We start from the raw sequence: 11,667 nt of genomic DNA on the forward strand, positions 1-11,667 counted from the left end.
GGCCATCGCGAGCCGGCGGCCGTGCCCGCCGCCGGCCCCAGGCATCGGCCCACCGGTCTTCCGGCCCGCGCCCCCATTCCGGACCCATTCATGTCCCATCCCGCTTCCCCGTCGCGGCCGCTCGCTTTTCGCGTGAACGGCATGCCGCACATGTTCGACGCAGCCGCGCCCGACGCGCCGCTGCTGCTGATCCTGCGCAACGACTGCGCGCTCAACGGCCCGAAGTACGGCTGCGGATTCGGGCAGTGCGGCGCGTGCACGGTGCTGGTCGACGGGCAGGCCACACGCGCGTGCGTCGTGCCGGCCGCCGCCGCGCACGGGCGCGACGTGACGACGCTCGAAGGGCTCGGCGCGCGCGAGGCGCCGCATCCGATCCAGCGCGCCTTCATCGACGAGCAGGCCGCGCAGTGCGGCTATTGCCTGAACGGGATGATCATGAGCACGAAAGCGCTGCTCGATCGCAATCCGTCGCCGGACGATGCAGCGATCCGCGACGCGCTGCGCTTCAATCTTTGCCGCTGCGGCACGCACCTGGAGATCATCCGCGCGGTGCATCGGGCCGCGCGCTATCTGCGGGACGACGGCGATGAAGCATGACCCGAGCGTGCTCGCGCAGCCCGAAACCGATGCAGGCGATGTGCGATGCGATGAAGTGGCGGCCGGTTCGGTGCGGCGTGCGGACGACGCGGCGCGCATGCATCGCGCGCGTTACGAGTGGCCGATCGGCGATGCGCGCGCGCAGGCGTCGTTCGATGTCGAAACACGGACCGCCGCCGACGGCAGGATGACGACGTGGCGCTATCGCGCGCAGGCATGCACGGTGGCGGACGCGCGGCGCGCGACGGCGGAGGGCGGGGCGTCGACGCCATCGTCGCCGTTCGTCTATCGACATGCGCAGACGTCGATCGAGATGGCCGACACCCACCACACGATTCCCGGCCACGCGCACGCATTCGCGCGCGAATCGTTCGTCGACGAGCTGGCCGGTGCGCTGAAGCGCGATCCGGTCGCATTGCGTCTGCAGCATCTCGATGCGTCGCGCGATGCAGGGCCGCGCGAGATTATCCGGATGGTCAGCGAACGCGCCGCGTGGGGCGAACCGGCGACGGCGCGCATGCATGACCGCTTGAGCGGACGCGGTTTTGCGTTCGACGGTGCCGGTGCGCCCGATGCATTGTCCGCGGACGAAAACCCGCAAGCCGATGCGGGCGGTGACAAGGCTCCCCACTGGTCCGCGTGGGTCGTCGATCTCGACGTCGATCGCGCGACGGGCGACGTCGCGGTGCGCCGCGTCGTCGCCGGGCAGGGCGCGGGCGAACCCGGGCAGGCGTCGATGGCGGGCTTGCCCGCGTGGCAGATCGAGGCGGCGATTTCGCGCGTGATGGGCGCGCGGCTGTCCGCACGGCCGGCGCATGACGAGACCGGCGGCGATGTCGCGCCGGATGCGATCGCGCATGAACTCGTTGCGTTCGACGACGCCGCACCGGGCGCGGATCGCATCAGGTCGCTGTCGGCATACGATGCGCAACGGATCGAGCAGGCGGCTGCGCCGGCGGCGGCTGCGATCGCGAACGCGCTGCATGACGCGACGGGCGTGCGTTTTCGCGCGCCGCCGTTCGATGCTGCGCGCATTCGCGAGGCGCTGGCCCGGCCGGTGCCGGTCGATTCAGGTGAGAGCCATTCCGGCACGCCGCGTCGTGCGTCATCGCGCTGGCGCCGCTGGCTGGCCGGTGGCGGCGCGGGCGGGGTGGTCGGCGGGCTGATCGGGCTCGCGTGCGCGATCCTGCCGGGCCCGGCGCCGATTGCGCCGATTGCGACGGGCGGTGCGGACGGCGCGATGTGGAGCGCGGCGACGCTCGAACGCGGCCGCCTGATTGCGCTCGCCGGCGATTGCGCGGTCTGTCATACCGCGCCCGGCGGGGCGCCCAACGCGGGTGGTCTCGCGCTCGACACGCCGTTCGGCACGATCTACACGACCAACATCACGCCCGATCTGGAAACCGGTATCGGCGCATGGTCGTATCCGGCGTTCGCGCGTGCGATGCGCGAAGGCATCGGCCGCGACGGATCGCATCTGTATCCGGCATTTCCGTACACCGCGTTCGCGAAGCTGAGCGAGCCCGACCTGCTCGCGCTCTATGCCTATCTGATGTCGCAGCCGCCGGTGACGCATGCACCGCCGAAGACGAAGCTGCCGTTCCCGCTCGACCAGCGGCGCCTCGTCGCCGGATGGAACTGGCTGTTTCACGATGCGCGGCCGTTCGCACCGGACCCGGCGCGCTCCGCGACGTGGAATCGCGGCAAGTATCTGGTTGACGGCGCCGGGCACTGCGGCGCGTGCCACACGCCGCGCAACGCACTCGGCGCGGAACAGGGCGGGCGCGCGTACCTGGCCGGCGGCGAGGCCGAGGGATGGGTCGCGCCGCCGCTCATCGCGTCGCCGGCGTCGCCGGTGCCGTGGACCGAAGGCGCGCTGTTCGACTACCTCCGCACCGGTTTCTCTGCCCAGCACGGCGTCGCGGCCGGGCCGATGGCGCCGGTCGTCGCGGGGCTCGCGGCGCTGCCCGAATCGGACGTTCGGGCGATCGCGCATTACCTGACGTCGCTGTCACCGCCTGTCGATGCGGCCATGGCGGCCGACGCGGCGACCCGCCGTGCGCACGGTGCGGAAGCCGTCGCGACGCTCGGCCTCGAGAGCGGCCGGCGTGCGTTCGATGCCGCGTGCGCGGTGTGTCACGCGGAATCGGGCGGGGTCGGGCATTTGGGCGTGCGTCCGCTGATGGGGCTCAACACGAGCGTCAGCCAGGCGGCGCCCGACAACCTGCTGCGTGTGCTGCACGACGGGATCGACCATCCGGCCACCGACGCGCTCGGCTACATGCCAGGCTTCCGGGACGCGTTCGACGACCGGCAGATGGCCGAGCTCGCCGCATATATCCGCGCGCGCTACGCGCCCGGTCAACCGGCGTGGCAAAACCTGGAGGAAGCCTCGGCGAGAATCCGGCAGGCGCGCTCGCACTGACCGGCGCACGTGAAGAGGCCGCACGGCAGCCGGGAAAAGCGACTCACGGGGCAACGCCAGGCGCGACGCGGCCCGTAAATCTTGCCTGGATCACCCATCGTTTAACCATTCGAAACAATGTGTTCACCGAAAAGGGCATGATCTCCGGCAATCGGGCAGGCATACTGTCGCCTATGTTGTTCAATGCCGTCGAATCGACGTGCGCTTGCCTCCCATGTCCATCCCTGTACCTTTTCGATCCCTGCGAGGGTTGACCATCGCGGCCGCTGCATGCTTGCTCGCCGCGTGTTCGACCGCTTCCGACGTGACCACGACGTCGAACCCGAACGTCTTCACCGTGACGACGCGCACGCTCGGCGTGTCGACGACGTGGGCCGACGCCCATGAAAAAGCCGTCAACGAAGCGACCAACTATTGCACGCAGCGCGGCATGCGCGCGAGCCTGAAGCAGGAGTCCGTGACCGGCGGCCGCCGCGTCGACGCGCGCTCGGAACTCGCGTTCGAGTGCCATCCGACCTTCGAGACGGCGTCGAACCCGCGCGGATAAGCGCTGCGTCGCCCGTGCGGCCGCGGCCTGCGCGCCTGCGCTGCTCCGGAAGTGAATCGACCCGCGATGCCGTGAAGGGCATCGCGGGTCGGCGCACGTCCGTCGGCTGCGTTATGCGGGGTGCGCTTCGTACAGCTTCACGCACGCGGAGAAGTCGAGCGTGCCGAGCCCCTGCTGGCTCATCGACTGATAAAGCTGCTGCGCGAGCGCGCCCATCCACACCGGTTGCCGTGCGCTGCGCGCGGCTTCGGTCGCGAGCCCGAGATCCTTCAGCATCAGGTTCGCGGCGAAACCGCCCGAGTAGCCGCGCGCGGCGGGCGCCGCGTCGTTCACGCCCGGGTACGGGTTATATGCGTCCGAGCTCCAGCAGCGGCCGGTCGACGTGTTGATGATGCCGGCCAGCACGGCCGGATCGATGCCGAGCGCGGCGCCGAGCGCCATCGATTCCGACACGCCCATCATCGAGATCCCGAGCAGCAGGTTGTTGCAGATCTTCGCGATCTGCCCGGTGCCGGTGCCGCCGCAGTGCACGACGTTCTTTCCCATGTCGAGCAGTACCGGGCGGATGCGCTCGAACAGCGCGCCTTCCGCGCCGACCATGAAGGTCAGCGTGCCGGCTTGCGCGCCGCCGGTGCCGCCCGACACTGGCGCATCGGCGAGCGGGAAGTCGCGTTGCGCGGCGGCGTCGGCCACTGCGCGCACGGTGCCCGGGTCGATCGTGCTGCAGTCGACGAACGTTGCGCCGGCGCGCGCGCCGGCCAGGACGCCGTCGTCGCCGAGATAAACCGCGCGCACGTGCTGCGCGGCCGGCAGCATCGTGATCACCAGCGACGCGCGGGCGGCCGCCTCACGCGGCGACGCGGCCGCCGTCGCGCCCGCGCGCGTCGCGGCGTCGACTGCGTTCGCGTCGAGGTCGAACACCGTCAGGGCGTGTCCGGCCTTGAGCAGGTTGGCGGCCATGGGGCCGCCCATGTTGCCGAGTCCGATGAATGCAATTTCCATGTACAGGCTCCAGTGTCGACCGGACTTGGCGCTTCAGCGCCTAGTCCGGTCCCATGCTTCGCAATCAGCGCAGCGCGATCGTCGTGTTCACGCCGCCGGCCGTCGCGTCGTCGTCGAACCAGCGCGCGGTGACCGTCTTCGTCTGCGTGTAGAACTGCACGACCTGCTTGCCGTACGGGCCGAGATCGCCGAGCTTCGAGCCGCGCGAGCCGGTGAAGCTGAAGTAGGGGACCGGCACCGGGATCGGGATGTTGATGCCGACCTGGCCGACGTCGATCTCGCTCTGGAACTTGCGCGCGGCCGCGCCGCTCTGCGTGAAGAGGCCGACGCCGTTGCCCATCGGGTTGCGGTTCACGAGCGCGATCGCTTCGTCGAGCGTGTCGACTTCCATCACGACCACCACCGGCCCGAAGATTTCTTCCGTGTAGATCGACATGTCGGTCGTCACGCCCGAGAAGATCGTCGGGCCGACGAAGTTGCCTTGCTCGTAACCGGGCACCTTCACGTCGCGGCCGTCGAGCAGCAGCGTCGCGCCTTCCTTCACGCCCGCGTCGATCAGCGACAGGACGCGCGCCTTCGCCGCCTTCGACACGACCGGGCCGACGTCCGTGCCGGCTTCGGCGCCGGCGTTGACCTTCAGCGCCTTCGCCTTTTCGACCAGATCGGGCAGCCAGTCGCGCGCGCGGCCGACCAGCACGACGACCGACGTCGCCATGCAGCGCTGACCGGCCGCGCCGAAGCCCGCGCCGACCAGCGCGTTGATCGACTGCTCGCGATGCGCATCCGGCAACACGACCGCGTGGTTCTTCGCGCCCATCATCGACTGCACGCGCTTGCCGTGCTGGCTGCCGAGGTTGTACACGTGCGTGCCGACGCGCGTCGAGCCGACGAACGAGATCGCCTTGATGTCCGGGTGCGTGCAGAGGCGATCGACCACCGTCTTGCCGCCGTGCACGACGTTCAGCACACCTTGCGGCACGCCGGCCTCGATCGCCAGTTCGACGAGCTGCATCGTCGACAGCGGATCCTGTTCGGACGGCTTCAGCACGAACGTGTTGCCGCACACGATCGCCATCGGGAACATCCACAGCGGGATCATGCCGGGGAAGTTGAACGGCGTAATGCCCGCGCACACGCCGATCGGCTGGCGCAGCGTGTAGGTGTCGACGCCGCCCGCGACGTTCTCCGCGAATTCGCCTTGCTGCAGCGTGCCGATCGAGCATGCGTGCTCGACCACTTCGAGGCCGCGGAAGATGTCGCCCTGCGCATCGGGCAGCGTCTTGCCCTGCTCGGCCGTCAGCGTGTGCGCGATCCGTTCGAGATTGCGGCGCACCAGATCCTGGAACTTCAGCATGATGCGCAGCCGCGCGCCGATCGGCGTCGTCTTCCAGGTCTGGAAAGCGCGCTGCGCGGACGCGATCGCGGCATCGACCTCGTCGAGCGTCGCGTACGGCACGCGGCCGATCACTTCCTGCGTCGCGGGGTTGACGATGTCGCCCCATTCGGCGCTTTGCGAATCGACGAACGCGCCGTCGATCAGCAGCTTGGCGGTGGGCAGGGCGAGGGTGGTCTGGGGAACTGCGGCGTTCATGGAACTCTCCGGGAAACGATGGTGCGACGAAAAAGGGGGGGCTTGCGTCCGTCGCGCGTGCAGCCACGGCGGACGGCAAGTCGTATGGAAAACCGGGTAAAAACGGGCCGGCGTGCGTCGATGCGTTATGTACGTGCCGGCCGCATCAGTGCGGTACACACGAGCGCGAACACACCGAAGCCGACGAGGTACGCGATCACGTAGTGCGGCTGGCCGCCGCCGGCCTTGAGCAGCGACGTCGCGATCATCGGCGCGAAGCCGCCGCCGATCACGCCGGCGAGCTGCACCGACAGCGAGATGCCGCTGTAGCGGATCTCCGCGGGGAACTGCTGCGCGAACAGCAGCGACTCCGGTGCATAAAGAATCGGGAACACGACGCCGAGGCCGAGCACGATCGCCCACCATGCGTACGACGTCTGCTGCGTGCCGAGCATCATGAAGAACGGTGCCGCGAACGCGCACATCAGCACGAGGCCGATCGCGAACATCCGGCGCTGGCCGATGCGGTCGCTGAGATGCCCGCACAGCGGCATCGTGACGAGCGACAGCGCCGCGCCGGCCGTGATCGCGTGCAGCATTTCGGCCTTCGGCAGATGCAACTGCTGCGTTGCATAGGCGAGCGCGAACGTGACGACCATGTAGAACCAAGTGTTCTCTGCGGCGCGCGCGCCGACGATCGTCAGCACCTCGCGCGGATGGCGACGCAGCGCGGCCGTTACCGGCGACTTCTCGGCCTTGCCCTGGCGCTGCATCTTCTCGAAGTCCGGCGACTCGGGCACCTTCGCGCGGATGAACCAGCCGAGGCCGACGAGCGCGATGCTCGCGAGGAACGGCACGCGCCAGCCCCACGACAGCATGTCGGCTTCCGGCAGCGCGGCCACCGCGGCCATCGCGACCGACGAGAGTATCAGCCCGAGTCCGACGCCCGTTTGCGGCAGGCTGCCGAATAGCCCCTTGCGACCCTTCGGCGCGTGTTCGACGGCCATCAGCACCGCGCCGCCCCATTCGCCGCCGACCGCCATCCCCTGCAGGAAGCGCATCGCGATCAGCAAGGCGGCGGCCCAGTAGCCGATGCGGTCGTACGACGGGATCAGCCCGATGATCATGCTCGGCACGCCCATCAGCAGCAGCGTGATCATGAGCATCGACTTGCGGCCGATGCGGTCGCCGAAGTGGCCGAATACGATGCCGCCCATCGGCCGCCCGATGAAGCCGACCGCGAACGTGCCGAACGCGGCGAGCGTGCCGACGACGGGGTCCAGCGACGGGAAGAAGATGCGGTTGAACACCAGCGCGGCGGCGGTGCCGTAGAGGAAGAAGTCGTACCACTCGATCGTGGTGCCGGCCATGCTGGCCCAGCCGGCCAGCAGGTAGTGCCTCGCGGTGCGGGCGGGGGCCGGCGTCGCGACGGCTGCATGCTCATCGAGGGTGGATCGTGTCTGCATGGTGTCTCCGTATTTTTTGCCCGCGGCTCATGGTCCGCAGGTCACGGTCGAGTATAGTTATGCGCAGATCCACAATGTACCGACAAGAAAACCGGTTGGATGTGCATTTATGCATATCGACGGCCGGCCCGGAGATTCCTGCCCTTTTTCCCGCAGATGCGACACGCCACCGAGCCGGTTTCCGGCAACCTGAACTGGGACGACCTGCGCTTCTTCCTCGAAGTCGCCCGCACGCAGCGCGCGAGCGGGGCGGCGAAGCGTCTCGGCGTCGACTACACGACCGTCGCGCGGCGCATTCGCGCGCTCGAGGCGGCGATGGGCACGCTGCTGTTCGACAAGTCACGCTCCGGCGGTTTCACGCTGACCGCCGAGGGGCAGCGGCTCGTCGCGTATGCGGATGCGATGGAGACGACCGTGCAGTCCGCGTGCGACCAGGTCGCGAATACCGGCGAGGCGCTGTCGGGCCACGTGCGGATCGGGTCGACCGAAGGATTCGGCTGCTTTTTCCTTGCGCCGCAGCTTGCGCGGTTTCGCGTCGAGCACCCGCACGTGACGGTCGATCTGCTGCCGGTCCCGCATTTCGTCAACCTGCCGAAGCGCGAGGCCGACCTGGCGATCACGCTCGAGCGGCCCGAGCGCGGGCCTTACGTGGTCACGAAGCTGTGCGACTACCAGTTGCGGCTCTATGCGACGCGCGACTATCTGGCGAACCACGCGCCGATTACCTGCACCGACGATCTCGCGCACCATGCGTTCATCAGCTACGTCGACGATCTCGCGTTCAGCAGCGAGCTGCTGTACCTGGAGCGCGCGGTGCCCGGCGCGACCGCCGGATTGCGCACGACGAGCGTGATCGCGCAGGTGTTCGCGGCGTTGCAGGGCGGCGCGCTCGCGATCCTGCCGTGCTTCATGGCGGCCACGCAGCCGGCGCTGGTGCCGGTGCTGCCGGACGACGTGGTGGTCACGCGGTGCTTCTGGCTGACGTGTCGCGAGGACCTGCGCAAGCTGCGCCGCGTGACGGCGCTGTGGGATTACCTGCGCGCGGCGGCGGACGCGAATCGGGCATTGCTGATGGGAGAGTCGGAGCAATTGCGATTCATCGGGGATTGAGCGCGGCGGTGCGTCACGGGCCAACCGTCCCGTGTCGATCAGCTACGACGACGAACTTGACCGGGCCGCGGTGACGCTTGCACGTTCACGTCGCGAACGCCATCCGGGCACGTGGCCGTGCGTCAACCCGGACAACCGAGCCGGTCCGCGAGTTCGTGCAGGTCCTTGACGTCGAAATCCCACGCGCCGTCGGCTTTCAGATCCGTCGTCTGGTTCGGCCCGTGTTCGGTCGGCCGCAGCACGAACGCGGTCGCGAGCCCCAGTTGCCGCGCGGCGGCCAGATCGCCGTTGTGCGCGGCGACCAGGCACAGCTCGGCCGGCGCGACGCCGAGAATCTCGACCGCTTCGGTATAGACCTTCGGCGACGGCTTGTACGCGTGCGCGACTTCGGCGCCGAGAATCGCGTCCCACGGCAGGCCGCCGTGTTTCGCGACGTCGACCATCAGCCGGATGTTGCCGTTCGACAGCGGCGCGATCATGTAGCGCTGTTTCAGCCGCTGCAGCGCGGCGACGGAATCGGGCCATGGATCGAGCCGGTGCCACGCGAGGTTGAGCGCGTCGATCTCCGCGTCGGGCACGCCGTCGATCCCGTAGCGGTCGAGCGTGCGCACGAGGTTCTCGCGATGCAGTACGTCGAGCCGCACGTAGCGCCTGCGCCCGCTGCGGATTTCCTCCATCGACGGCGAATATTCGCGGCGCCATGTATCGGCGAATTCGAACGGATCGCGATCCGGCGCATGGCGCGCCAGGAACGTGGCGGCTTCGCGCGCGACGCCGTTTCTCCAGTCGACGATCGTTCCGAACACGTCGAAAACGAGCGCCTTGATGTCGGCAGGGTTCGTCATGGGATTCCGTGCAGGTCGGTCGGGGGAGGCGATGCGCGGCGGGGTGGCAACGCGCGACGCCGGTTCGAACGACATTGAAGCACGTATCCGCGAACGCGGCTGGCCGTGTCGTCGCGAGTGAAGCGCGCGGTGCGGCATCGAAGGTGCCTGGGAGGGCAGGCACGGCGTCAGACGCGGATCTCGGGGCCGCGCTGGAGACGGCTTCCCCGTCGGCGCGCTACCCGCCCGGGCCGACCGGCTCGGGCGGGTCAAGTCACGCAGCGCGCGCTTGCGGCCGCGACGCGTATCGGGTCCGCGCCGGAATCAGCTCTTGTCGTACGCGAACTGGATGCCCGCGGTGCCGCCGGTTTCGATGAACAGTTTCATGAACGCGGGAACGGTTTCACTGCGCGCCCAGTCGCGCTGCAGCTCGCAGAACAGCTGCGCGACGCTGATCATCTGGCCGCCGGCCTGCTCGATGCGACGCAGCGCGGCTTCATGCGCGGCGACCGATGTGCCGCCGACCGCGTCGACGACCACATAGACTTCATAGCCGGCCTTCAGCGCGTCGAGTGCCGGGAAGGTCAGGCATGCCTCGGTCCACAGCGCGGTCATGATCAGTTTCTTGCGGCCGGTGGCCTCGACGGCCTTGCGGAACTCGACGTCTTCCCACGAGTTGATGCTGGTGCGGTCGTAGGTCGGATAGCCTTCGAGCGCGGCGCGCAACTGCGGGATCGGCGGCTTGTTCAGGCCGGTCTTCACGTTGACGGTCGAGTGGACGATCGGCAGGTTGTACGCGACCGCGGCCTTCGATGCGCCGACGATGTTGTTGATCAGCAGCTGGCGATCCATCGACGCGATGGAGTTCACCTGGACCGGCTGGTAATCGATGACGATGAACGCCGCGTTCTGCGGGGTGAGCAGGTGGTCGTTCGCGGGATCGCGAATCGGTTCGCTTGCCATGGTTGCCTCCAGAGACAGAGCAGGAAGTGGGAGAAATCCCGACGGCTCGGGGGAGTGCCGCCGTGGCGTCGGGATCGTCGTCGCGGCGGTACGCCCGTGCCGTCGCAGACGTCCGATGCGGTTGCACGGCGGGCGAATGCTGCCGGCTTGGCCATCGAATAAAGATGCTATTCGCGCAACAAACGGGTTTCCAGCCCCTTAAAATGCCGTCAGTGTTCTATGAGTGGAACAATCATGGATGACCTGAACGACCTCTACTATTTCGTGAAGGTGGTCGAGCACGGCGGATTCACGCAGGCGGGGCGCGTGCTGAATGTCCCGAAGTCGACGCTGAGCCGGCGCATCGCCGCGCTGGAAGCGCAATACGACGTGCGGCTGCTGCAGCGGACGACACGTCATTTCACGGTCACGGAAACCGGCCGCGAATTCTACGAGCGCTGCCTCGCGGTGCTGGTCGAAGCCGACGCGGCGCGCGAGGTGATCGAGCGCCGGCACGCGGAGCCGCGCGGGATCGTCCGGGTGAGCTGCCCGACCGCGCTGCTCGAATATCGCGTGAGCGAGCTCATCGCGCGCTTCATGGCGATCCATCCGGCGGTGCACGTGCATCTCGAAGCGACGAACCGCCGCGTCGACCTGTTGAGCGAAGGCTTCGACCTGGCGCTGCGCGTGCGTTTCCCGCCGCTGGAGGACAGCGACCTCGTGATGCGGATCCTCGGCGACAGCCCGCAGCGGCTGGTAGCCGCGCCGAAGTGGCTGAACGGGCGCGCCGTGCCGTCCGAACCGGCCGAGCTGGCCGGCGAACCGAGCCTCGATTGGGGGCCGCCGCGGCATCATGTGTGGCAACTGATCGGGCCGAACGGCGAGCAGGCGCAACTGCGCCATCACCCGCGCTACATCTCCGACGACATGCACGCGTTGCGCGACGCGGCGATGCACGGCGTCGGCATCGTGCAGCTGCCGTGCATGGTCGTCGAGGACGCCCTGCGCGACGGCACGCTGATCGACGTGCTGCCGGGGTGGGCGCCGAAGGGTGGCGTGATTCACGCGGTGTTTCCGTCCCGGCGCGGGCTCCTGCCGCGCGTGCGGTTGCTGATCGACTTCCTCGCCGAACATATCCGCAAGGACTGACGGCGGCGCAATCATCGGACGAATCGAATTCCGGC

At 68.6% G+C, this 11,667-nt stretch carries 10 protein-coding genes; 5 read left to right on the forward strand and 5 right to left on the reverse strand.

The features are described from left to right. Window positions 1–90: 90 nt before the first annotated feature. The 3 genes from BTE28158_RS11840 (at window position 91) to BTE28158_RS11850 (ending at window position 3,569) form a co-directional block, all read left to right on the forward strand. Window positions 91–597, forward strand: a complete 507-nt coding sequence (locus BTE28158_RS11840) for a (2Fe-2S)-binding protein (RefSeq protein ID WP_151051331.1) — start codon at window positions 91–93, stop codon at window positions 595–597. Then, window positions 587–3,022: a c-type cytochrome gene (locus BTE28158_RS11845; RefSeq protein ID WP_174919879.1), complete on the forward strand. Its 2,436-nt coding sequence runs from the start codon at window positions 587–589 to the stop codon at window positions 3,020–3,022. The genes BTE28158_RS11840 and BTE28158_RS11845 overlap by 11 nt, the downstream gene beginning before the upstream one ends. Before the next feature lie 214 nt (window positions 3,023–3,236). Further along, window positions 3,237–3,569, forward strand: a complete 333-nt coding sequence (locus BTE28158_RS11850; protein WP_059524879.1) for a hypothetical protein — start codon at window positions 3,237–3,239, stop codon at window positions 3,567–3,569. A gap of 111 nt (window positions 3,570–3,680) precedes the next feature. On the opposite strand, the gene mmsB is transcribed toward BTE28158_RS11850, so the two are convergent. From mmsB to BTE28158_RS11865, 3 genes are all read right to left on the reverse strand, one after another. Beyond that, complete coding sequence (gene mmsB, locus BTE28158_RS11855) at window positions 3,681–4,571, reverse strand: 3-hydroxyisobutyrate dehydrogenase (protein WP_174919881.1); 891 nt, start codon at window positions 4,569–4,571, stop codon at window positions 3,681–3,683. Window positions 4,572–4,635: 64 nt separating this feature from the next. Further along, window positions 4,636–6,162: a CoA-acylating methylmalonate-semialdehyde dehydrogenase gene (locus tag BTE28158_RS11860; RefSeq protein ID WP_124628348.1), complete on the reverse strand. Its 1,527-nt coding sequence runs from the start codon at window positions 6,160–6,162 to the stop codon at window positions 4,636–4,638. 125 nt (window positions 6,163–6,287) lie between these two features. Beyond that, window positions 6,288–7,607: an MFS transporter gene (locus tag BTE28158_RS11865; RefSeq protein WP_124904490.1), complete on the reverse strand. Its 1,320-nt coding sequence runs from the start codon at window positions 7,605–7,607 to the stop codon at window positions 6,288–6,290. A 156-nt stretch (window positions 7,608–7,763) separates the two neighbouring features. Here BTE28158_RS11865 and BTE28158_RS11870 point away from each other — a divergent pair, with 156 nt between their 5' ends. Then, window positions 7,764–8,717 (forward strand): LysR family transcriptional regulator, encoded by a 954-nt coding sequence (locus BTE28158_RS11870; protein ID WP_124628345.1) that lies wholly within the window; start codon window positions 7,764–7,766, stop codon window positions 8,715–8,717. Between the two features lie 122 nt (window positions 8,718–8,839). On the opposite strand, the gene BTE28158_RS11875 is transcribed toward BTE28158_RS11870, so the two are convergent. Beyond that, window positions 8,840–9,562 (reverse strand): haloacid dehalogenase type II, encoded by a 723-nt coding sequence (locus tag BTE28158_RS11875; RefSeq protein ID WP_059598787.1) that lies wholly within the window; start codon window positions 9,560–9,562, stop codon window positions 8,840–8,842. Window positions 9,563–9,865: 303 nt separating this feature from the next. Next, on the reverse strand, window positions 9,866–10,504 hold the full coding sequence (locus BTE28158_RS11880; RefSeq protein WP_059679170.1) for a hydrolase: 639 nt from the start codon (window positions 10,502–10,504) through the stop codon (window positions 9,866–9,868). A 234-nt stretch (window positions 10,505–10,738) separates the two neighbouring features. Here BTE28158_RS11880 and BTE28158_RS11885 point away from each other — a divergent pair, with 234 nt between their 5' ends. After that, window positions 10,739–11,632, forward strand: a complete 894-nt coding sequence (locus BTE28158_RS11885; protein WP_151051566.1) for a LysR substrate-binding domain-containing protein — start codon at window positions 10,739–10,741, stop codon at window positions 11,630–11,632. The last annotated feature ends 35 nt before the right edge of the window (window positions 11,633–11,667 follow it).

It is taken from the genome of Burkholderia diffusa (genome assembly GCF_902499115.1).
Classification (GTDB): Bacteria; Pseudomonadota; Gammaproteobacteria; order Burkholderiales; family Burkholderiaceae; genus Burkholderia; species Burkholderia diffusa.